12 protein-coding genes are annotated in these 22,743 nt (G+C 68.7%); 4 read left to right on the forward strand and 8 right to left on the reverse strand.

The genetic code is table 11. The annotated features are described in order from the left end of the window. Positions 1 to 265: 265 nt before the first annotated feature. The 3 genes from treS to HUW10_RS12270 all read left to right on the forward strand — a co-directional run bounded on the left by treS (position 266) and on the right by HUW10_RS12270 (position 11,959). Entirely contained in the window at positions 266 to 3,613 is a 3,348-nt protein-coding gene (treS, locus tag HUW10_RS12245) for a maltose alpha-D-glucosyltransferase (RefSeq protein WP_174503763.1), read from the forward strand. 313 nt (positions 3,614 to 3,926) lie between these two features. Further along, a complete protein-coding gene (locus tag HUW10_RS12265) occupies positions 3,927 to 10,265 on the forward strand; it encodes a YDG domain-containing protein (RefSeq protein WP_174503764.1) in 6,339 nt (2,112 codons plus the stop codon). Positions 10,266 to 10,282: 17 nt separating this feature from the next. Continuing rightward, on the forward strand, positions 10,283 to 11,959 hold the full coding sequence (locus HUW10_RS12270) for a ShlB/FhaC/HecB family hemolysin secretion/activation protein (protein ID WP_174503765.1): 1,677 nt from the start codon (positions 10,283 to 10,285) through the stop codon (positions 11,957 to 11,959). A gap of 217 nt (positions 11,960 to 12,176) precedes the next feature. On the opposite strand, the gene HUW10_RS12275 is transcribed toward HUW10_RS12270, so the two are convergent. From HUW10_RS12275 to HUW10_RS12295, 5 genes are all read right to left on the reverse strand, one after another. Beyond that, positions 12,177 to 12,452, reverse strand: coding sequence for an acylphosphatase (locus HUW10_RS12275; protein WP_174503766.1), 276 nt, complete (start codon positions 12,450 to 12,452; stop codon positions 12,177 to 12,179). Beyond that, complete coding sequence (locus HUW10_RS12280) at positions 12,449 to 13,150, reverse strand: ATP12 family chaperone protein (RefSeq protein WP_174503767.1); 702 nt, start codon at positions 13,148 to 13,150, stop codon at positions 12,449 to 12,451. Before HUW10_RS12280 ends, HUW10_RS12275 begins: the two co-directional genes overlap by 4 nt. A 13-nt stretch (positions 13,151 to 13,163) precedes the next feature. Beyond that, on the reverse strand, positions 13,164 to 15,857 hold the full coding sequence (locus HUW10_RS12285) for an AsmA family protein (protein WP_174503768.1): 2,694 nt from the start codon (positions 15,855 to 15,857) through the stop codon (positions 13,164 to 13,166). Between the two features lie 63 nt (positions 15,858 to 15,920). Then, positions 15,921 to 17,822 (reverse strand): hypothetical protein, encoded by a 1,902-nt coding sequence (locus HUW10_RS12290; RefSeq protein WP_174503769.1) that lies wholly within the window; start codon positions 17,820 to 17,822, stop codon positions 15,921 to 15,923. Positions 17,823 to 17,827: 5 nt separating this feature from the next. Then, positions 17,828 to 18,847 (reverse strand): mitochondrial fission ELM1 family protein, encoded by a 1,020-nt coding sequence (locus tag HUW10_RS12295; RefSeq protein ID WP_174503770.1) that lies wholly within the window; start codon positions 18,845 to 18,847, stop codon positions 17,828 to 17,830. A 118-nt stretch (positions 18,848 to 18,965) separates the two neighbouring features. Here HUW10_RS12295 and HUW10_RS12300 point away from each other — a divergent pair, with 118 nt between their 5' ends. Next, on the forward strand, positions 18,966 to 19,913 hold the full coding sequence (locus tag HUW10_RS12300; RefSeq protein WP_174503771.1) for a succinylglutamate desuccinylase/aspartoacylase family protein: 948 nt from the start codon (positions 18,966 to 18,968) through the stop codon (positions 19,911 to 19,913). Positions 19,914 to 19,963: 50 nt separating this feature from the next. Here the strand turns inward: HUW10_RS12300 and HUW10_RS12305 are convergent, their stop codons facing one another. From HUW10_RS12305 to HUW10_RS12315, 3 genes are all read right to left on the reverse strand, one after another. Continuing rightward, on the reverse strand, positions 19,964 to 20,845 hold the full coding sequence (locus HUW10_RS12305; RefSeq protein ID WP_174503772.1) for a phosphatidylcholine/phosphatidylserine synthase: 882 nt from the start codon (positions 20,843 to 20,845) through the stop codon (positions 19,964 to 19,966). Then, entirely contained in the window at positions 20,842 to 21,534 is a 693-nt protein-coding gene (locus tag HUW10_RS12310) for a phosphatidylserine decarboxylase (protein WP_174503773.1), read from the reverse strand. The genes HUW10_RS12305 and HUW10_RS12310 overlap by 4 nt, the downstream gene beginning before the upstream one ends. A 130-nt stretch (positions 21,535 to 21,664) precedes the next feature. Further along, positions 21,665 to 22,717 carry an Ig-like domain-containing protein gene (locus tag HUW10_RS12315; RefSeq protein ID WP_174503774.1) on the reverse strand — a complete coding sequence of 351 codons (1,053 nt, stop codon included), beginning with the start codon at positions 22,715 to 22,717 and terminating at the stop codon, positions 21,665 to 21,667. Positions 22,718 to 22,743 lie beyond the last annotated feature (26 nt).

Here is a 22,743-nt window from a genome sequence, read left to right on the forward strand (position 1 = left end):
TGCCGGCCGAAGCCTCATGGAGACTGCGCATGAACGACTGCAATATGACCCTCGGCAATTCGGCGTCCAGCCAATACACGCAGGGTCAGAACGCCCATCCCGCCCGGCAGCACGCGGCGTTGCTGTCCGCCACGGCACTAACAAAAAATTGCGAAACGATAACGATCGATCCATCGCGCGCGATCCCGTCCGCCCCGCGGCGCGGGCGCTGTTCCGGCCCGGCCGTGGTTCGTAGAACCGCCATTGATGTCGGGAGGTGCGGGGTATGACCCGTCATTCGGAAACGCTGTTCAGGCCGGACGCGCAGGCGAGCGATCCGCAATGGTTCAAGGACGCCATCATCTATCAGGTTCACGTCAAGTCGTTCTTCGACAGGAATGGCGATGGCGTCGGCGACTTTGCCGGGCTGATGGAGAAGCTCGACTACATCGTCGATCTCGGCGTCACCGCGATCTGGCTGCTGCCCTTCTATCCCTCGCCCCGGCGCGACGATGGTTATGACGTCAGCGGCTATCGTGCCGTCCATCCCGAGTATGGCACGCTGGGCGATGTGCGCCGCTTCATCGACGCAGCTCATCGCCGCGGCCTGCGGGTCATCACCGAACTGGTCATCAACCACACCTCCGACCAGCACCCCTGGTTTCAGCGCGCCCGCCTCGCAAAGCCGGGATCGAGCGCGCGCGACTATTACGTATGGTCGGACAACGATCAGAAATATGCAGGTACACGCGTCATCTTCGTCGATCTCGAAAAATCCAACTGGACTTGGGATGCAACCGCCGGCGCTTATTACTGGCATCGGTTCTACAGCCATCAGCCTGATTTGAATTTCGACAATCCGAGGGTTTTTCAGGAAGTTCTCGGAATTATGCGATTCTGGGTCGATCTCGGCGTCGATGGGTTCCGGCTCGACGCCGTGGGCTATCTCGCCGAACGTGAAGGAACCGCCAATGAAAATCTCCCCGAGACCCATGCGATCCTGAAGCGGCTCCGCGCCGCGCTGGAGGCGCACGCGCCCGACCGCATGTTTCTCGCTGAAGTGAACCAGTGGCCCGAGGATACGCTGCCCTATTTCGGCGATGGCGATGAATGCCACATGGCGTTTCACTTTCCGCTGATGCCGCGGATGTACATGGCGATCGCGCAGGAAGACCGGTTTCCGATTTCCGATATCATGCGCCAGACGCCGCAGATCCCGGAGAATTGCCAATGGGCGATCTTCCTGCGCAACCACGATGAACTCACCCTGGAGATGGTGACCGACAGGGAGCGCGACTATCTCTGGGCCACCTACGCGGCCGATCACCGCGCGCGGCTCAATCTCGGCATTCGCCGCCGCCTCGCGCCGCTGCTGGAGCGGGACCGCCGCCGCATCGAGCTGATGAACGGTCTGCTGCTGTCGATGCCGGGTACGCCGGTGATGTATTATGGCGACGAGATCGGGATGGGCGACAACATCCATCTCGGCGACCGCGATGGCGTGCGCACGCCGATGCAATGGTCCCCCGACCGGAATGGCGGGTTTTCCCGCGCCGACCCCGAAGCGCTGGTGCTGCCGCCGATCATGGACCCGGTTTCCGGCTATCAGGCGCTGAATGTGGAGGCGCAGGCGAAAGATCCGCATTCCCTGCTCAACTGGACCCGGCGGATGCTCGCCGTGCGCCGGCGGCATCGCGCCTTCGGCCGGGGCGGCATGCGGTTCCTGTATCCGGGAAATCGCAGGATACTCGCCTATATCAGGGATCTGCCCGAGCAGAACGATGCGGGAGAGACGATCCTTTGCGTCTACAATCTCGCGCGCACGGCCCAGGCGGTCGAACTCGATCTCTCGGCCTTTGCCGGCCGGGTGCCGCTCGATGTCATCGGCGGCTCGCCCTTTCCGCCGATCGGCCCGCTCCCCTATGTGCTGACCCTGCCGCCCTATGCGTTCTACTGGTTCAGTCTCGCGACCGAAACCTCGATGCCGGGCTGGCGGGTCGAACCCTCGGAGCCGTTGCCGGATTTCGTGACCCTGGTGATGCGCGATGGCTTGCGGGATCTGGTCACGCCTCAAACCCTGCGGAGCCTGGAGACGGACGTGCTGCCGCCTTACCTCGCCCGGCGGCGCTGGCTGGCGAGCGGAGGTGGCGAGGCCGGCGATGTGTCGATCGCCGCGATGGACCATGTCGGGACGCCGGAGGGCGAGTTCCTGCTCTGCCAGGCCACACTGGCGCGGGGCGGGCGGGATGAGCGCTATTTCCTGCCGCTTGCAGCCGATTGGGGCGAGCCGCCCGCCGCGCCGATCGTGCAGCAACTGGCGCTGGCGCGCTTGCGGCAGCAGCGGCGTCTCGGCCACCTGACCGACGGGTTTGCCGTCGATTCCTTTGCCCGCGCCGTGATCGCGGGGATTCGGGAGGCGCGGTCGTTCCGGCTCGGCGCGGGCGCGCTCGCCTTCGAGGCGACGGACGAGGCGACGGAGCGCGCGCGGGAAGTCCTCCCGGCGGACGATGCCGGAATCCGCAGGCTCTCCGCCGAGCACGCCAGTAGCGCGATGATCATGGGCGAGACCGCGATCATCAAGATCCTGCGGCGTCTCGAGGCCGGCGATCATCCCGAGGTGGAGATGCCGCGGTTCCTTGCCGCGCATGGATTCGCGCATACACCGGCGCCGCTCGGCGAGGTCGTGCTGACGGATGATGCCGGGGCGCGCTCCACCCTGGTGATCGTGCAGCACTACGTGCGCAATCAGGGCGACGCCCGGCAATACATGATCGATGCGCTGAGCCGCGCCGTCGATGATGCGGCGCACGCGGAGCTTGATGCGGCAGGAGAGGATGCCGCGCTGGCGCCGTGTCTCGCGCTGGCGGGCGCCATCGGGCGACGGCTTGCCGAGATGCACGCCGTGCTTGCCATGCCGCATTCATCCGCGGCCTTCGCGCCCCGAAGCGCCGGGACGGACGAGGCGGCCGGCTGGGCGGAAGCGGCGCGCAGCCGGATCGCCGCGGCCTTCGCCGCTCTCGACGACGCATCGCCGGCTCCTGGCCCCGGCGCGCAGGAGATCGTGGCGCAGCTGCAACGGACCCGCACTTCGCTGGAAGCCGAAATCTCCCGCCTGGCCAGCGCGGGGGCGGGGATGCTGACAACGCGCATTCATGGCGATCTCCACCTGGGCCGCATTCTCGTCGTGCATGGCAATGCGCTGATCATCGATTTCGAGGGCGAGGCATCCATCCCGCTGGCGATCCGGCGCCGGAAAGCCTCGCCGCTCCGCGATGTGGCGGGCGTGTTATGGTCGATCGATGATGCGGCGCTGACGGTCAGGCAGGCCCGGCTTGCGAGCGGTGCCCGCCCCGCGCGGCGATGCGACGCCATCGTGGAGCGGTTTCGTAACGAGGTGTCAGCTTCCTTCACGCTGGCCTATCGCGCCAGTGAAGTGGCGGCACCGCATCGCTGGGTCGATGACAATGCGTGGGACGGCCTCGTCCGTCTGTTCCTGGTCGAGACGGTGGCGGATGCAGTTTGCCGCGAAGCCGCCCTCCGCCACGGCAGGATCGGCATTCCGGCCGAAGGCCTGGCCCGGCTATGCGGGCTTGCGCGGGAGGGAAGGCTTTCCGACGAGCCCGGTTTCGATTGACGATGTCGCGCTGATCGTGGTTCGCTCACGGCAATGGCGCACCATCTGATTGGATAAAGATGTCCTGTTTTTCAATATGATGGAGCACTGCATCCGATCCGCAAGGATCGGAAAATGCTCCAGATAACCGAAATGCAATCTTTGGTTGAAAAACAGGATATTGGCGGTTAAGGTGACTGCCTGAAGCCGTTGTTTGCGGCGATGCCCACTCGGGCCGGCTTGTTTGATTTTCTATCCCACCGTTGTGGGGAGGCTGATTTCGATCGAACGTCGTATTAAAAATATTTTCAACTGACCATTTCCGGGCTTTCCGATGAACCATGCATTCAAGCTGATCTGGAGCCGTACGCTGGGGATGCTGATCCCTGTGGCGGAGGTGATGCGGACGGTGGGGCATGGGGGGCGTCGGCTGAGCCCGCGGGCATTGCGGCGGCTGGCGCTGCGGCGGGGCCTTGCCGGCGTGGCGGGGAGTGTGGCGCTGGTGCTGGTCCCGGCGGTGGCGCTGGCGCTGCCGCAGGGCGGGCAGGTGACGGCTGGGGCGGCGAGCATCGCGCGCAGCGGCAACACGCTGACGGTCACGCAGACGAGCGGCAAGACCGCGATCAATTGGCAGGGCTTCAGCATCGGCGCCGGGCAGAGCGTGCAGTTCCGCCAGCCGGGGGCGAGCAGTGTCGCGCTGAACCAGGTGCTCGGCAGCGATCCGAGCCAGATCTACGGGCATCTGACGGCGAACGGGCAGGTTTTTCTGGTCAACCCGAACGGGGTGTATTTCGCGCCGGGCGCCTCGGTGGATGTCGGCGGGCTGGTGGCCTCGACGCGGGCGATCACCGATCGGGATTTCATGGCCGGCAAATATCATTTTACCGGCACCAGCACGGCGTCCGTGGTCAATCGCGGCACGATCAAGGCGGCTGAGGGCGGGTATGTCGCCTTCATCGGCGGGCAGGTGGACAATGCGGGGCGGATCGTTGCCCCGGGCGGGACGGTGGCGCTGGGGGCGGGCGGCACGATCGACCTGACACTGGCGGGTGGCAGTCTCGTGCATTTCGAGGTGAGCCGGGCGGCGCTTTCAGCCGAGGTGAAGAATGGCGGGGCGATCATCGCGCAGGGCGGCGTGGTGCTGCTGAGTGCCGCGGCGAAGGACGCGCTGCTGCGGACGGTGGTGAACCAGAGCGGGATCGTCGAGGCAGGCAGTGCGACGTTGCAGGGCGGGACGATCACGCTGCTGGGTGGATCGTCGGGCACTGTTTCGGTGTCGGGCCGGCTCGATGCGAGCTCTGCCACAGGCGCGGGCGGTGCGGTGGCGGTGAGCGGCGCGCATGTGGTGGTGGCGCATGGCGGGCGGATCGTGGCGACGGGTGCGATCCGCGGCGGGACGATCGCGGTGGGTGGCGGCGTGCATGGCGCGGGATCGCTGCCGCCGGCGCGGACGGTGAGGCTTGCCTCCGGCGCGGTGCTGGACGCGCGGGCGACGCGTGCGGGTGCGGGCGGCGTGGTGAGCGTGTGGTCGGATGTGAAGAACCCGGCCTCGGTGACGAAGGTTGCGGGCACGATCCTGGCGTCCGGCGCGGGCGGCGGGCAGGGCGGGTTTGTCGAGACCTCGGGGCATCGTCTCGACATCACCGGCGCCGCGGTGCGGACGGGCGGCGGCACCTGGCTGCTCGACCCGTATAATGTGACGATCGCCTCGAGCAACGCGAGCGGGACGGCGTTCAGTAGCAATTACAAGCCGGGTTCCGCCTCGACGATCCTGAACACGAGCATCGAGACGGCGCTGAACGCGGGCAACAAGGTCGTGATCCAGACGACGGGGACCGCGGGCAGCTCGAACGGCAACATCACGGTGAACGCGCCGATCGCGTGGAGCACCGGCGCGGGGCTGACGCTGAACGCGGCGGGGAATATCGCGATCAACGCGCCGATCAGCGCGAGTGGCTCCGCACCGTCCCTGACGCTGGAGTATGGCCAGTCGAGCGCGAACGGTGCGGGGGCGAGCTACAGCATCGCAGCACCGGTGAGCCTGCCGGGCAACGCGGGCTTTGTGACCCAGGCGGGCTCGTCGGGCGTGGCGATCAGCTACACCGTGGTCGATACCCAGGCCGCGCTGGAGGCGATCAGCGGCACCGGCAACTACGCGCTCGGCGCCAGCGTCACCGCGACCGGCACGAACAGCCCCATCCCCAGTTTCTCCGGCACGTTCGAGGGGCTAGGCAACACGATCTCGAACCTGACGATCACGGGCGGCAACAATGTCGGCCTGTTCGGAACGCTCGGCAGCTTCGGCGTGATCCGCGATGTCGGGCTGGTGGGCGAGAGTGTCACGGGAACCAGTCTCGTCGGCGGGCTCGTCGGCAATAACACCTATGGCGGGACGATCAGTGCTAGTTATGTAACCGGCACAGTCTCGGCAAGTGGCTACGGCGTCGGCGGCCTGGTGGGCGATAACGGCTATGCCGGCTCGGTCACTGCGAGTTTTGCAAGTGCGACGGTAACCGGGAGCAGCACCGATGTCGGCGGATTGGTGGGGTTGAATACCAACCAGGGCGTCATCAGCGCGAGTCATGCAAGCGGGAACGTCACCGGCACCGGCAATTATGTCGGCGGTCTTGTTGGTTACAATAACAGCGGCAACATTGCCGCGAGCTATGCGACCGGCAGCGTCGCAGGTGCCAGCAGCGATGTCGGCGGGCTGGTCGGCGTCCATTACAACGGCACCATCGCTGGCAGCTATGCCACGGGGCAGGTGACGGGATTTGCCAATGTCGGTGGGCTCGTGGGGTACAATGGTAGCGCGCTGACCGACAGCTACGCCGCGAGCATCAGCGTTTCCGGAAAGAGCGGCAATGTCGGCGGGCTGGTCGGGGATAACGCCGGCAACATCACCGCGAGCTATGCCGTGGGCAGCGTGTCGGGCAATGCCGATCTCGGCGGATTGGTGGGGTATAATATCGGGGCCATCGGTTCGAGCTATTGGGACACGACGGCAAGCGGGACGATGACGGGTACGGGCTTTGGCTCGGGATCGGGCGTTGCTGGTCTTTCAACGCAGGAATGGCTGACCCAGGGGCCGATTGCGACGGGTGTGTTCAGCAGCAGCACCTGGGTGGCGGGCTATCCCTATCCGGTGCTGAAGGCGCTGCCCTATGTGGTGGTGAATGCGACTTCGGCGCAGGCCACTTATGGAGATCAGACGCAGCCATCCTTCACGGTGTCCAGCGTTGCGAACCAGGGCGGCGTCGTCTCTGGTGTTGTGAACACCTCGGGTGTGCAGTTTTTTTCGCTCCCCGCTGCGACGACCTCGTCGGGCACCTATTTTGTCGGCGGCAGCGGCGCCAGCCTCGATAGAGGCCAGTCCGGCTATCAGATCACTTATGACGGCTCGTTGACCATCAAACAGGCTTCGCTGACGATCACGCCGGGCAACCAGTCAAAAACCTACGGCGAGACGCTGGCTCTCGGCACGACGGATTTCACCGCCAGCGGCCTGCTCAACAACGACACGGTGAGCAGCGTCACCCTGAGTAGCGCCGGCACGGCGGCAGCGGCTAGCGTCGCGGGTGGGCCCTACGCCATCACCGGGTCGAACGCGCAGGGAACGGGCCTGTCGAACTACACGATCAGTTACGACACCGGCGCGCTGACCATCAACAAGGCGGCAATGAGCGTGACGGGTGAGGTGGCGTCGAACAAGGTCTATGACGGGACGACCGTTGCCACGCTGTCGGGCGGGACGCTCGTGGGGGTGTTTGCGGCGGATATTGGCAATGTGACGCTGAGCGAAGCGGGCAGTTTTGCCGGCCCGAATGTAGGCAGTGGTATCACGGTGAAGGCGAATGACAGTCTCGGCGGGGTTGCTGCGGGGAACTACAGCCTCATCCAGTCGACCGGGCTTGCGGCGAACATCACGCCGGAAGCGATCACGGTGACGGCGTTATCGAACAGCAAGGTCTATGACGGGACCACGAGCGCCGCGGCGGCGCCGATCGTGACGTCGGGGACGCTCTATGCGGTGAACACCGGGACGCTTTCGGAGAGCTACACAACGGCGAATGCGGGACAGTCGCTAACCCTGGCGCCGACGCTGACGGGTCTTGCGGACGCGGCGGATTATGCGATCAGTTATGTAAACAATACGTCAGGCGTGATCGCGCAGGCGCCGCTGAGCGTGACGGGCGAGGTGGCGTCGAACAAGGTGTATGATGGCACGACCGTCGCCACGCTGTCTGGCGGAATGCTTGCGGGGGTGATTGCGGCAGATTTCGGCAAAGTCACGCTGAGCGATGCGGGGAGTTTTGCTGGTCCGAATGTTGGCAATGGGATTGCGGTGACGGCCAGCGATGCTCTCGGCGGGGTTGCGGCGGGGAACTACAGCCTCACCCAGCCGACCGGGCTTGTGGCGAATATCACGCCGGAAGCGATCACGGTGACGGCGTTGTCGAACAGCAAGGTCTATGACGGTACCACGAGTGCCGCGGCGGCCCCGATTGTGACGTCGGGGACGCTCTATGCGGTGAACACCGGAACGCTGGCGGAGAGCTACACAACGCCGACTGCGGGCCAGTCGCTAACCCTGGCGCCGACGCTTACGGGTCTTGCGGACGCAGCGGATTATGCGATCAGTTATGTAAACAATACGTCAGGCGTGATCGCGCAGGCGCCGCTGAGCGTGACGGGCGAGGTTGCGGCGAACAAGGTGTATGACGGCACGACCAGCGCCGCGCTGACGGGCGGAACGCTTGCGGGCGTGATTGCGGCAGATTTTGGCAAAGTGACCTTGAACGAAGCGGGTAGCTTTGTCAGTGTGCATGCAGCCAGTGGCATCGCGGTTCGGGTCAGTGACAGTCTCGGCGGGGTTGCTGCGGGGAACTACAGCCTCACCCAGCCGAGCGGGCTTGCGGCGAACATCACGCCGGAAGCGATCACGGTGACGGCGTTATCGAACAGCAAGGTCTATGACGGGACCACGAGCGCCGCGGCGGCGCCGATCGTGACGTCGGGGACGCTCTATGCGGTGAACACCGGGACGCTTTCGGAGAGCTACACAACGGCGAATGCGGGACAGTCTCTGACCCTGGCGCCGACGCTGACGGGTCTTGCGGACGCAGCGGATTATGCGATCAGTTATGTAAACAATACGTCAGGCGTGATTACGCCGGCGCAACTCACGGTAACGGGCGAGGTTGCGGCGAACAAGGTGTATGACGGCACGACCGGTGCCACGCTGTCCGGCGGAACGCTCGCGGGTGTGATCGTGTCTGATATTGGCAATGTGACTCTGAGCGACGCGGGCAGCTTTGCCAGCGCGAATGTAGGCAGTGGTGTCGCGGTGCGGGTCAGCGACACTCTGGGCGGAAGTGCTTCAGGGAACTACACGCTGAGCCAGCCGACCACGCTTGCGGCGAACATCACGCCGGAAGCGATCACGGTGACGGCGTTATCGAACAGCAAGGTCTATGACGGGACCACGAGCGCCGCGGCGGCGCCGATCGTGACGTCGGGGACGCTCTATGCGGTGAATACCGGAACGCTGGCGGAGAGCTACACAACGCCGAATGCGGGACAGTCGCTGACCCTGGCGCCGACGCTGACGGGTCTTGCGGACGCAGCGGATTATGCGATCAGTTATGTAAACAACACGTCAGGTTTGATCACGCCGGCGCAACTCGCTGTGACGGGCGAGGTGGCGGCGAACAAGGTATATGACGGCACGACCTCGGTGGCCCTCTCCGACGGGGTGCTGTCGGGTGTGATCGGATCTGATATTGGCAAGGTGACGCTGAGCGAAGCGGGCAGCTTTGTCAGCGCGAATGCGGGCAACGGGATTGCGGTCACGGTCAATGACAGTCTCGGCGGCAGTGCGGTGGGGAACTACGCGCTCATCCAGCCTGTCGGTCTTGTCGCTGACATAACGCCAAAAGCGCTGACGGTCACACCGGGCAACCTGTCCAAGACCTATGGCCAGACAGTTGATCTCGGCACGACCGACTTCACCGTCATCGGTCTGGTCCATAACGACACCGTCAGCAACGTGACGCTGGGCAGCGCCGGTGCGACGGCAACGGCCATGGTCGGCGCCTCCCCCTACGCGATCATCGCCTCGAACGCGACCGGCACGGGCCTGCCGAATTACACGATCACGTACGCCACCGGTGCGCTGACGGTGAACCCGGCCGCGCTGACGATCACGCCGGGCAACCAGTCCAAGACCTTCGGCCAGACGCTCGATCTCGGCACCACCAACTTCACCGCCACCGGCCTGCTCAACAATGACAGCGTGACCGGCGTGACGCTCGCGAGCACCGGCGCGGCGGCGGCGGCGGCGGCTGTGCCGGTGCCCTATGCGATTACCGGATCGGCGGCGGTTGGCCAGGGGCTCGGCAACTACACGATCAGCTACGGCACCGGGTCTCTGACGGTCACGCCCACCACGAGTGCTGCAACCAGCGGCTCCGCGCCGTCGAGCAAGGTGCAGAGTGTTCACATCTCCGTCTGCACCACGGGCTCGCTGGCCAGTTGCGTGGGGATGACGGTGTCGGGCGTTGGCGTCAACCTGTCGGGGCAGACGGTCTCGATCACGACATTTCCACCACCCTGGATGATCTCCGGCCTCAGTGAGCCTCGCCTCCAAGCGACGCCATCGCGTCGGGGTTGAGGAGCACGATGAGAACCATGTCGAACTTGTCGCGGGCGGTGCTATGTACGGCGCTGGGCGCGGCTGTGAGCCTGCCGGCGCTGGCTTCGGTAACGGGGGCGCCGCCAGCGGGCGGAATTTTGCATCAGCTGGCGCCGGCGCCGGTATTGCCGGCGTTGCCGGGGGGCGCGATCCGGCTCGCCCCCGCTTCGGGCCAGCATCTGCATTCAAAATTGCGAATCCCGGTCAGCCGGATCGAGATCGAGGGGAACCACAAGCTGCCCACCTCCCTGCTGGCCGCATTGATGCGCCCGGTGGAGGGGCGGACGGTCTCGCTCGATCGCCTGCAGACCTATGTCGCGCGGATCTCGGCGGCCTATCACCGGCGCGGTTATCTGCTGGCCTTTGCCTACCTGCCGCCGCAATCGATCCGGCATGGCGTAGTGCGGGTCGCGGTGGTCGAGCCGCGTTATGACGCGGTCACGGTGTCGGGGGCGTCGCGGTTCCGGGCGTCGCAAGCCCTGCGGGTGATGGGGGTGAAGGCGGGTGAGGCGGTGCGCCTGTCCCCGCTGAACCGCGGCCTGCTGCTGCTCAACCGCACACCGGGGGTGCGTGTGGAGGGCGCGCTGGTGCCGGGCAGCGCGCCGGGCACGACCACGCTGCGCCTGACCCGGCAGGATGGGAAGCTGCTGGGCTTCAGCCTGACGCAGAGCAATGCGGGCAGCCGCTATACCGGTGCGGAGATCACCAGCGCCACGGCGCGGGTGAACGATCCGTTCGGCTATGGCGGGGCGCTGTCGCTGAACGGGGCGATCTCGGGGACGGGCAATCTGCGCAGTGGCGGGTTCGAGGTCGACACGCCGGATCTGTGGAACGGCGTGCAGGCCGGGCTGTATGGCTCGGCAACGGATTACCGGCTTGGCGGCGCGTTCACCGCGCTGGACGAGGTGGGACGGGCGACGCAGTTCGGCGGGTATGTGAGCGATCCGGTGCTGCTGGGCCCGCGGCGCGTGGTTGAGCTGCGGCTGGATGTGCTGGAGGCGGTCTATGCGCAGTCGACCCGCAGCACCGCGACGACGGCGCGGCAGACGATCCCGCAGGAGCGGCTGAGCGTCTCGGGGCAGCTGGCGGACCGGTTTGGCGGGGCGACGGCGGCGAGCCTGAGTCTGACGCATGGCAATCTGTCGATCGGCCCCGCGGCGGCGCGGGCGGCGGATGCGGCAGGGCCGCGGGCGGCGGGCGGGTTCGAGGTGCTGCAGGCGCGGCTGCACCGGGCGCAGTCGCTGCCGCTGGGGCTGAGCCTCACGCTGGACGCGCAGGCGCAGCTCGCCTCGAAGAACCTCGACAGCTCGCAACAGCTCTATCTCGGCGGGCCGTATGGGGTGATGGCCTATCCGGTCAGCGCCGGCGGGGGGGATGAGGGGTATCTGCTGTCCGGCGGGCTGTCGCATATCGTGCCGGTGCCTCATCTGCCCGGGGTGCTGACGGCATCGCTGCTGGCGCAGGCGGGCACGGTCTGGCTGCACCACACCGCCTATCCCGGCGCCACCGGCAAGCCCGAGCAGAGCGAGGCGGGGATCGGTTTCGGTCTCGACGAGCGCTGGCGCGGCATCAACCTCGATCTGACCTACGCCCACCAGATCGGCGCCAACAGCGCCCCCACCATCTCCCACGCACGCGACCAGCTGCTCTTCCAGGTCACCTTCAGCCGATGAACGGCGAAAGCCGGCTGCTGTCCCGGACCTGAAAACTATCGGATTGCAGGGAGAGGCTCGGTTTATCAGTATGATAGAGTACTACATCCGATCCGAAAGGATCGGAAAGTGCTCTAGAGCATCATCCGATCAGATGGAATCATCTAATCGGATAAAGATGCTCTGTTTATCAATGTGATAGAGCACTACATCCGATCCGAAAGGATCGGAAAGTGCTCTAGCCGGTCGCGCGCTTGATGAAACCGGGTTCGCCTGGCGGGTCGGCGAAGGTTTCCACGATGTCGGTGACATCGGCGAGCGGCGGGCCGCGGCGGCAGGCGCGCAGCAATTCCTCGACGGCCGGCGCATCGCCGGCGACCAGCGCCTCGAGCGTGCCGTCCACCCGGTTGCGGACCCAGCCGGCAAGGGCCAGGCGGCGGGCGCGCGTCACCATCCAGTCGCGGAAGCCGACGCCCTGGACATGGCCCGACAGAATGAGATGCTTCGCGATCATCGCTGCGCCAGTGCGACGAAGCGGGCGGCGGTCACGATGTCGTCGCCGATCCGCGCGCGGCGCGCGACCGCCTCGGCATCCTCGCCCCAGAGACGCTCCTGCCAGAGCTCGTCGAGTGCCGCGCAATCATGCGCGGCCAGCGGCGCCAGCGCACCCTCGGCGACGGCGAGGCCGAGCACGAGGCTGCCGAGGGCCGGCACGGTCACGCCAAGCCCGGCAAGGCTCCAGGCATCGTGCCTGGCGAGCGCCTGATCGAGTGCCCCGATCGCCTCGGCCGGCTGGCCGATCGCGGTGATGCCGGCGGTGACGGCGAGGTGCGCCCCGAGCGTGCTCTGCGCCCAGTCGAGCCAGGGTTGCCAGAGCCTCGCCTGTTCGTCGACGAGCCCCTCCGGCGCGGTGGCGCGGTAGCAGAGCAGGTCGCTCCGCCCGTAGGCGAGCAGGCTGGCGCGGACGGCTCCGGTGTCCGGTGCGATCCGCTCCACCGTTGTGCCGGCGAGGCGGGTCAGCGGCAGATCGTCGGGGCGGACCTCGTCATTCTCGCCGGGGGCGTCCCACTCCGCGGCGATGGCGCGGGCGAGGCGCTCTGTCGGCACGGTGAGCGGGCTGCCGCCGGGCAGGCGCACCGGCCGGCCGTCGAGCGTCACGCCGAACCCGCCCTCCATCTCCGCCAGCCCGGTACATTTCCAGATGCGTTTCATTGTCCCGGCGCCATCAGTGGAACAACGATTGCAGCAGGTTCTGCGGTCCGCCCACCGCGCCGGGGGGCTTGGCGCTGCCGGTTGTCGCGCCGCTGTTCCCGCCGGCGGCAAGCCCCATCGTGGTCGGGGCCGGGCCGGGATGGCCCATCCGCGCGAGCGCCAGCGCGGTCGTGCAGCCTTGCGGGCGCGCGCTGCGCCGGGTGAGCCCGAGCTGGCGGGTGAGCCGGCCGAACAGGGTCTGCCCGCCGCCGATCCGCTGGCCGGCGGCGGCAATCGCCTGTGCGTAATCGCCGGCCGGCGCCGCGCCGGTCACTGGCCGGCCGAGCGTCCCGGTGACCGCGAGCGGGATCGGCGTCGCCGCGCCGCCGACCGTGGTCTGCGGCTTCAGCACGACGTTCAGCCCCTCGGTCGCGAGGTTGACGCTGCCGCCGCCGGTCATGAACAGGCGGCTCGAATCGAGGGTGAGCGCGCGGATGCGGGCGAGGCCGTCGGCCGCGTCGATCCGGGTCGCGAAGCAGCGCAGCTGGACCGGGCCCTGCGCGCCGGCAAGCCCTGCCGGCAGGCCGGCGGTGGCCAGCAGGTGATCGAGCAACGCGCCGTCGATCTCGCCGTTCACCGTGGAGATGCCGAGCGCGCCGTTCAGGGTCGCGGCGATGTCATGCGGCGTCGAGCCGGCGCCGGCGAGATTGGCGTAGAGCTGCACCGTCGCCGAGGCGGAGCCGGGCTCGCCGAGCAGCCGGAGCAGCGGCCCGAGGCGGAAGGCCGGCGCCTGTTCGACGAGGCGGATCGAGGGCGGATTGCTGGTGGCGTTCACCATCAGCGCGCCGGAGACCGGCCCGCCCGGCAGCTCGCCGCTGATCGGCCGCACCGTCAGCACGCCGTTGCGCAGCAGCGCATGCGCGCTGAGCGCGCGGTAATCGGCCCCGGCATAGGTGAGCTTGTCGATCGTCAGTTCGACATTGCCATCCGCGGCGCGCAGCAGGTTGAAGGGCAGCGGCGAGGTGGGGATGATCAGTCCGTTCGCGGCAGGGTTTGCCGATGCGGGTGCAGGGGAGGGCGCAGGCGTGGTCTGGCTGGCCGGCGCTGCGCCCGGGGCGGTCGCCGCCGGGGATGGCGGCCGCGCGGCGCGGAGCAGCGCCGACAGGTCGATCCGCGAGGCATGGATCACCGCCTGCAGGTCCGGCCGGGAGCCGATTGTCAGGCTGAAGGCCCCGCCGAACTGCCCCTGCGTCGCACTGACCGCGAGGCTGTTGAGCGCCACCGCACGGGTCAGGCTCTGGCCGCCGGGATCGGTCAGCAGGCCGGAAATGCCGATATTGGTCCAGGCCGGCAGGGGCGTGCCGGCGAGGTCGGACAGTTTCGCGAGATTGGGGATGGTCGCGCTGAGTTTCATCGCGACGCCGGCGAGTTTCGAGGGCGAGGCCATGCCGCCGGCGACGTTGAACAGCGCCTTGCCGACGCGGGCGGCGGCGCTGATCGCGAAACGCTCGGTGGGCCCGCCCGGCTGCGGCGGGCTGGGCGCCACGCCCAGCGCGGCATCGAGCACCGGGCCGACCGGGCCGGCCTTGCCTTCAAGCCCGACCTGGCTGCCCTGGTAGCTGCCCGCCAGTGCCACATTCACTGCCCGGTCGAGCGCCGGCAGGGTGATGTTGAGCGAGCGCAGCGACAGGCCCTTGCGCCAGGCGGTGAGGTCGGACGTGCCGGCCGTGAGGCTGACATTGGTGACCGCCGGAACCTGACCCTCGACCGGCGAGCCGAGATCCGCCCTGAGATCGACCGTTCGCAGCGGCGGCAGGTCGGCCCGCGCGGCGGTGGGCAGATAGGCGGCGAGCGGCGCGAGATCCGGCGCCGTCGCGTGCAGGTGCAACGCATAGCCGTCCGCCTTGCGGGGATGCGCGATCCGGCCGGTGATGTGCAGCTGCGCGCCCTGGCCGCTCACGGTCAGGTCCACCGGCCATGCCGCGCCGCCGGCCGCACCACCGGTCAGCCGCGAAACCGGACCCGTGGTGCCGGACACGCTGAACGGCGTGCCATTGTACTGGGCGTTGACCGAGAGCTGAAGCGGCGCATCCAGCGAGGCGGCGCTGCCGCTGAACCGCGCGATGTGCAGCACGGTGGGGCTCTGCGCCGTGAGAGCGGCCGGCGCGCCGCCGCTCAGCGGCACGAGCACGGTGGAGGGGTGATAGGTGATGGTGCCGTTCTCGATCGAGACCGATTGCAGGGCGATGCCCGCGCCGTTGCCCGGCTGGCCCGCCGCGCCGCCTGTCGTGCCCGGCGTCGCGCCGCCCGCTCCCCCGGCGGGGCCGATCTCCCAGTTCGGCGTGCCGGTCGGCCCGTATTCGAGGTTGATGACCGGATCGACCAGAACGAGATCGAGGATGTTGAGCTGGTGGCGCAGCAGCGGCAGCAGCGCCACCTTGGCCTCGATCCGCCGCAGCGTCGCGAAATCGGCGTCGGCATAGCCGGGCGGGTTGGCGATGGTGATGCCGGTGGCGGAGATCGTCGGCACCAGCGACAGGTTCATCCGCAGCCGGCCATCGATGGTGACCGGCCGGTGCAGCGCCCGCTCGGCGGCGGCGATCACCTGCGGCTTGTAGCTGTTCGGATCGAAGCTCGCGAGGAATAGGCCGATGACCGCGAGCGGTGCCAGAATGACGATCGCGACTGCGATGACCGCGACGCGCCGGAAGGTCCGTCTTGCCTGCATGACGACCCGGATACGCCAAAACCGCGATCGTTGCGAGGGCAGAGCGCCAGGATTGCGCTGAATTCAGAACCCGAACATGTGATCGAATGAAAACGCGCCGCGGCCGAGGCCCGCACCGTCATGCTTGCCGTGATAGCCGAACAGCCGGCAGGTCGCATCGCGGATGATGACATAGCCGCCGGCGGCGCGGGCCAGCGCCTCGGCGCCGAAGATCCGCCAGGGCTCGACGATGGCCGAGCCGGAGCAGGCGATGGCGAGGTTTTGCTCCGCCACCAGGCGGCCTTCGGCATCGTGCAGCATCAGCACGGTGGCCGAATGCGGATGCCAGGCGGCGGAGGCGGGATAGGTCAGCACGCAGAAGCTCGGCCGCGCCGCGCTGCCGAGATCGAGGAACAGCCGGGTCGAGAGGCCGGGCGGCGGGCCGGAATAGGATTGCGGCTCGCCCTTCCACGTCATGATCGTGTTGAACACATGCGCGCCGAAGCTGGTCTCGGCGGCGTGCGAGCCGTCCCGCGCCTCGTAGCGGAACAGCCCGTGCAGCCAGCCATCCGCCTCGCCGCCCTCGGTGAAGTCGTAGACCAGCTCGCCATGGCCGCCCTCCGGCAGCGCGTCCGCCGGCAGCACCTCGTCGAGATCGATGGCGCAGGCATGGTCCCGCTTCAGCGTGCCGGGCCGGTGCTCGGCGACCTTGCTGCCGTCGGGGGCGAAAATATCGAGCCGGAGCGGCAGCGTCGTCTGGGTGTGGGCCATCGGCGTCGGCAGCGCGACCGAGCGGAACCGCTCCCGCGGCAGGATCGGGAAGGGGAGCAGAAAACCGCGGCCGAGCAGCGGCGAGAGGCTGATGATGCCCGGATCGGGGCGGAGATCGGCGCGTTCGACATTCATGTGGGCGATGCGGGTGCGCCCGGCGCGCACGACTTCATAGCGCGGGCGGACCACATGGCGGCCGGCGCGCAGCTCGATCTGCGCCGGCCAGCGCAGCCCGGGCAGCAATTCGGCGACGTCGATGGCCCGCGTCGCGAAGGGGGCGATCGGTTCGGCCAGCGCGACCGGCGCCTCGGCGCCCATGCGGTCGAGGCTGATGGCGCCGGCGGGGATCGGCACGGCGTGGCTGTTCTGCAGCCAGAGGATCACCGTCTCGTCCTCGCGCGGGGCGGGCAGGCCGGCGAAGCGCTCGGAGGGCCAGGCATTGGCGTCGTGGGTGCAGGACAGGCTCGCCCCGTTGCCGGCGGCATGGGTGTCGAGCGCGTATTTCACCACGTCGTGCCCGGCGACGCCGATGGCGTGGATGAAGAGCTGGCCGGTGAACGGGCCGAGCCCGTGGGCGCGGCGCAGCGCGGCGCTGTCGATGCGGATGCTGCCGGCATGGTCGGGCAGTTCGCGCTCGAATTCGGCGAGCACCGCGCCGGCGGCGTCGAACAGGCGGCACCACAGGCGCACGCCCCGCGCGCCGTAGCCGTGCCAGTAATTCGCGGTGACGAGGCTGGTCGTCATCGCATCATCGTCGCGGAAGAAGGCGAAATTGGTGGCGAAATTCAGCGGGTCGAGATAGCGGCGGCGATTGGTCAGCAGCCGGTCGGGCAGGCGCACCTCGTCGAGGGTGAGGATGTCGGCGCCGGGAAGCAGGCCGGCCAGCCGCTCGGCCAGGCGGTGCGCGTCGAAAGCGGCGATCAGCACGGTGGCAGGGGCAGCGGCGACGAGGTCGGTCAGCGGCCTTGTGGTGAAGCCGCCGCGGCGCTCGCCGACCGCCAACGTGTCATGCACATGGACGGAATCGACCGGAAACGCCGGCGCCAGGGCGCGCAGCGGCGCAAAGATGCGCTCGGGATCGTAGACCGCGACCGGGCCGGCGGCGGCGAGGCGGGCGGCGAGGCGCTCCAGCGCCGCGGCGGCCAGCGGATGCGCCAGCGCCTTGTAGACTGCGTTGCCACCGCGGACATTGTCGAACGTGTCGATCTCGAGCATCGAAGTCAGACTCCCAGCATCCGGCGCAGTTCGGCGGCGGCCATCGGCGTGTCGTTCAGCGCCGAGGCGTTCCAGCTCTGCAGCCGGCCATCGAAGTTCCGGGCGCGGCCGCAGGCGACCATGTCGTCCATGAAGGCGCCGATGCGGGTGGATTTGCCGGGCAGGCGCGCGATCATCACCGGCGCATCGGTGGCCACCGCCTCGGAGACCATCGAGACGGAATCCCCCGTTACCACGATCGCGTCGGCAACGGCGAGCATGCCGAAATAGGGGTTCTCGCCCTGCATGTCCCAGATCCAGGCGCCGCGCGGGCGCAGCGCCTCTTCGAGGATGGCGCGGGCGGCGGGCTCGGTGCGGCGCGAGGGGGTGAGCATCAGCCCGACCCGGTCGCGGTCCATCATCCGGGCCAGCTGTTCGGCGAGGGTGCGCGCCGCCGCGGTATCGAGCCGGTAGCGGCCGTTGGAGCCGCCGACCAGCACGGCGACGAGCGGGCGGGGCAGCCCGGCGAAATGCGGCGCCCAGAGCGCGCGTTCGAGGGCGAGGCGCTCGGGGGTGACGCGGTGCAGCGCGGTGCGGGTGACGATGACGTTCGGGCCTGTCAGCCCGTCATGCTTCGCGGCCACCACGGCGTCGAACCGACCGGCGTCCATGCGCGGGTGCTGGATGATCACCGCCGGCAGGTCGGGCCGGCGCAGCGTGGCCAGCACGCGGGCGGCGGCGCCGCCGGCGCCGAGCATCAGGTCGCCTTCCGGCGGGGCGAGGGCGGCGGCATCGATCGCGCAGCGCGGATCTGGCCAGAGCATCGGGGAGAACAGGGTCCAGGGCCGCTTCGGCGCGATGACGCGGAAGTCGGTCCGGAATCCGGCCGCCTCCGCGAGGCCGAGAGCCTGGGAGCGGAGACCGGCGAGGTCGGTGCACAGGACGCGGGCGGTGACCGGAGCGGCCTGTCCGTCGGCGATGGCATGGGGTGCGGCCATGAGAGTCGGCGCGGCTTGCATCGCGGCGTTTTCGGGCCAGCGCGACATTTCGTCAACACACGTCGAACGGTTGCGAGTTTTTCATCTCTGGGTAGAGTGGGGCCATGGCGATACCGGCCCCGATGAAAGCCCGCCGCGTTCGGCCAGAACGGCCGTTGCAGCCGCGATGAGCGGGGTGGCGTCCCTGCCGCGGTTCGAAGTGCGGCTCACGCCGCCCGACCTTGCGCCGTGGCTCGCGGGCAATACGGGACTCCGCGGCTTCACCACCTTCGCCGCCGCCGCCGCCGGGCCGCATGTGATGGTGCTGTGCCTGATGCACGGCAACGAGATCGCCGGCGCGGTGGTGCTTGATGCGCTGCTGCGCGAGGGGTTGCGGCCGGCCTGCGGCCGGCTGACGCTCGGCTTCGTCAATATCGACGCCTATCGGCGGTTCGATCGGGACAATCCGGTTGCCTCCCGCTTCGTCGACGAGGATCTGAACCGGGTGTGGGACGAGGCGACGCTGGAGGGGCCGCGCCGCTCCGTCGAACTCGACCGCGCCCGCGAGATCTGGCCGCTGATCGCCGGGGCGGATCTGGTGATCGACCTGCATTCGATGCTCTGGCCGTCCGACCCGCTGGTGCTGTGCGGCCAGGGGGCGCGCGGCCGGGCGCTGGCGATGGCGATGGGCACGCCGGCGCTGGTGGTCGCCGATGGCGGCCATGCCGGCGGGCGCAGGCTGATCGACCATCCGCGTTTCCTTGCCCCGGCAGGCGATGCCGCGGCGGTGCTGGTCGAGGCCGGGCAGCACTGGCAGGAGGATACGGTGCGGCAGATGCGCGCGAGTGTGGACGCGGTGCTGGCCCATGCCGGCATGATCGGGAAGGTGGCGCCCTGCGCGGCGCCGCGCTTCGCCGAGGTCTCGCGGGTGGTGACCGCCAATACCGGCCGCTTCGCCTTCGTCCGCCCGTTCCGCGGCGGCGAGGTGATCCGCCGGCGGGACACGCTGCTGGCGCGCGACGGTACGGCCGAAATCCGCACCCCGCACGATGACTGCCTGCTGATCATGCCGAGCCTGCGAACCGGCCGCGGGCATACCGCCATCCGGCTCGCGCGCTTCGCCGAACCCGCCTGACCGGCGGGCGGGCTGGAGCATCATCCGATCCGAAAGGACCGGAAACTGCTCTATTCCTCCGTGCCCTCGTCCATCCCCTGCCGGCGCCGTGCCTCGGCCTCGGCCTGCAGCCGGCGAAAGCTGCGGTGGCTGAAGGGCAGCATCCCGAGATAGGCGAGCACCAGCAGCGAAAGGCCGAGCCATGGGTCGGCCAGCAGCACCGCGGCGGCGACGATCACCCCGAGCAGGATGGCGATGACGTGTTGCGGCGGCACCTTGAAGTTCTTGAAGTTCCAGACCGCCAGGGTCGAGATGCAGAGCAGCGCGGTGCCGGTCAGCACCACAGCGCTCAGCTCCGGCGCCTGGGCCAGCCGGTCGAGCCGGTCGCCGCCATGCCGCGCCGCCTCCAGGCCGAGATAGATCGGCAGCAGCGCGATCGCTGCGCCCGCCGGCGCCGGCACGCCGGTGAAGAAATTCGCGGCGAAGCGGAACACCGGCAGATGGCCATCCGCCTCGCGCGGCAGCGCGTCGATCGCCGCGTTGAAGCGGGCGAGTCGCAGCGCCATGCAGGCGGTATAGACGAGCGGCGGCAGATAGCCGAACGCGCCCCATTCGCTGAGCGACCACAAATAAAGCACCAGTGCCGGGGCAATCCCGAAGCAGAGGAAATCCGACAGGCTGTCGAACTCCGCGCCGAAGCGGGACGTGGCCTTGAGCAGCCGGGCCAGCCGGCCATCAAGCCCGTCGATCACGCCGGCGACGGCGATGGCGATCACCGCGGCGCCGAAGCGTTGTTCGAGGGCGAAGCGGATCGCGCTGAATCCCACGCAGAGGCCCGACAGGGTCAGCAAATTCGGCAGCATGCGGTTGAAGCTCATGCCGCGCAGGCGGGGACGGCGCGGCGGGCGGCGCCGGGGGAGGGCGAAGAGCGGCGGCTTTTCCGCCCCGCTCATGCGCCGCCTTGCGCGGCGGCGGGGGGCAGCAGCCCCATCACCGTCTCGCCGCCGACCATGCGCTGGCCGACCGCGACCAGGGGCAGCGTGCCGGGTGGCAGATAGAGATCGGTGCGGCTGCCGAAGCGGATGATGCCGAAGCGCGCGCCGGTTTCGACGCGGTCGCCCTCATGCACGTCGCACAGGATGCGCCGCGCGATCAGCCCGGCGATCTGCACCACCGCGATCTCGGCGCCGGATTCGAGCCGGATGGCGAGGGCGTTGCGCTCGTTCTCCTCGGCCTCCTTTGCCGCCGCGTTCACGAACTTGCCGTGCCGGTAGGAGATGCGGGTGACGATGCCGGCCATCGGCACGCGGTTCACATGCACGTCCAGCACCGAGAGGAAGATGGCGATGCGTGGCATCGGGACCGCCGGCAGGCCGAGTTCGGGCGGCGGCAGCGCCTCGTCGACGATGACGACGCGGCCATCCGCCGGGGCCAGCAGCGCATCCGGCCGGGCGGGCGGCACGCGCGCCGGATCGCGGAAGAAATAGAGGCAGAACAGCGCGAAGAGCGCGCCGAGCCAGGCCAGCCAGCCGGCGCCGGTGAGCAGGCCAAGCAGGAAAACGGCCAGGCCGGCGGCGATGAAGGGCCGCCCGGCGCGGTGCGGCGGCACCAGGGCGGCGCGCAGGGAGTCGATGATGTCCATGCCCGGGTTATGGCGAGCGGCGCGGAGCCTTGCAAGAACGCCCTTCGGCGTTGATGCGCCACGCCCTTCCACATCAATTAGGCCACGCCTCTCGGGATCAATTAGGGCACGCCTTTCGGCGTGGGACGGCTCAGCTCGTGCCGGCCGGTGCTGTGGACTTCGCCGGTGCGGCGGGTGCGGCCTTCATGCCGGGGGATTGCGGCAGCAGGAAGCGCTGGCCGGGATAGACCAGGTTGGGGTCGCGGATGCTGGCCTCGTTCGCCCGGTAGATCATGGTGTAGTCGGTGCCGCGGCCATAGACGCGGCGGGCGATCAGCCACAGGCATTCGCCGCGCGCGACGACGACCTCGTGCGGCACCAGCTTGCCGAGCGGGCGCGGGGCATAGGCGGTCTTCATCTCGCCGATGACGCCGCCCTTGGCGTCCTGTGCCTTCAGGCTGAATGTCCCGGGCTTAGTCGGCATCTGGCCGATTTTCATCGTCCAGCGGCCATCGGCGCCGGCGGTCGCGCTGCCGAGCGTCTTGCCGTCGAGCGAGAGCGAGACGGTGGCGCCGGGTTTCGCCGTGCCGGCGATCACCGCCTTGCCGCTGGCGCCGTAATCGACCGAGCCGATGCCGAGCGTGCCGGGTGCGGGGCCTTGCCCGCTCAGGACGCGGGAGGGCTTGCTGCCATTGCCGGCGAGCACGGCCAGCGGCCCCTCGTTCGGCGCCGCGGGCACGGCGACGGTGACGTCGCGCCGGCTCGTCCGCGTGCCGCCGCCCGGTGTCGCCTCGGCCAGGGCGAGCTGCTGGCCGCCGGCCGGCAGCGGATGGTCGGTGACGAAGGCGAAACTGCCCGAACTGTCCGCCTTGACGGTGCCGATCGTCCGCCCGTTGGCGGTGATGGTGACGGTCGCACCCGGTGCCGCGTGGCCGGCGATCACCGCATTGCCGCCGGCATCGACCCGCACCGTGTCGAAGCGCGGTGCGGCGGGGGGCGCGGGCGTTGCCGGCGCGGCGGGGGCGGCGGCGGGCGCGGTTGCCGCCGCGGGGGGAGCGGTTTCGGGTTTGCGGTGGTTGCTCAGCACCACGAGGCCGAGCACCGCGCAGAGGCCGAGCGCGCCGATCGCAGCGCCCGGCAGCCAGCCGGGCAGCCGCGCACGCGTGCCATCGTTATCGCTGCTGGGAGTCTCGTTTGTGGGCATGTGGAAAACTCTCGATCCCGGTCGCT

It is taken from the genome of Acidiphilium sp. C61 (assembly GCF_905116885.1).
In the GTDB taxonomy this organism is placed as follows: Bacteria; Pseudomonadota; Alphaproteobacteria; order Acetobacterales; family Acetobacteraceae; genus Acidiphilium.

Excerpts from the sequence above, each read along its gene's own strand:
- treS (WP_174503763.1), top strand. The coding sequence starts at position 266 with ATGACCCGTCATTCGGAAACGCTGTTCAGGCCGGACGCGCAGGCGAGC.
- HUW10_RS12265 (WP_174503764.1), top strand. The coding sequence starts at position 3,927 with ATGAACCATGCATTCAAGCTGATCTGGAGCCGTACGCTGGGGATGCTG.
- HUW10_RS12270 (WP_174503765.1), top strand. The coding sequence starts at position 10,283 with ATGTCGAACTTGTCGCGGGCGGTGCTATGTACGGCGCTGGGCGCGGCT.
- HUW10_RS12275 (WP_174503766.1), bottom strand. The coding sequence starts at position 12,452 with ATGATCGCGAAGCATCTCATTCTGTCGGGCCATGTCCAGGGCGTCGGC.
- HUW10_RS12280 (WP_174503767.1), bottom strand. The coding sequence starts at position 13,150 with ATGAAACGCATCTGGAAATGTACCGGGCTGGCGGAGATGGAGGGCGGG.
- HUW10_RS12285 (WP_174503768.1), bottom strand. The coding sequence starts at position 15,857 with ATGCAGGCAAGACGGACCTTCCGGCGCGTCGCGGTCATCGCAGTCGCG.
- HUW10_RS12290 (WP_174503769.1), bottom strand. The coding sequence starts at position 17,822 with ATGCTCGAGATCGACACGTTCGACAATGTCCGCGGTGGCAACGCAGTC.
- HUW10_RS12295 (WP_174503770.1), bottom strand. The coding sequence starts at position 18,847 with ATGTCGCGCTGGCCCGAAAACGCCGCGATGCAAGCCGCGCCGACTCTC.
- HUW10_RS12300 (WP_174503771.1), top strand. The coding sequence starts at position 18,966 with ATGAGCGGGGTGGCGTCCCTGCCGCGGTTCGAAGTGCGGCTCACGCCG.
- HUW10_RS12305 (WP_174503772.1), bottom strand. The coding sequence starts at position 20,845 with ATGAGCGGGGCGGAAAAGCCGCCGCTCTTCGCCCTCCCCCGGCGCCGC.
- HUW10_RS12310 (WP_174503773.1), bottom strand. The coding sequence starts at position 21,534 with ATGGACATCATCGACTCCCTGCGCGCCGCCCTGGTGCCGCCGCACCGC.
- HUW10_RS12315 (WP_174503774.1), bottom strand. The coding sequence starts at position 22,717 with ATGCCCACAAACGAGACTCCCAGCAGCGATAACGATGGCACGCGTGCG.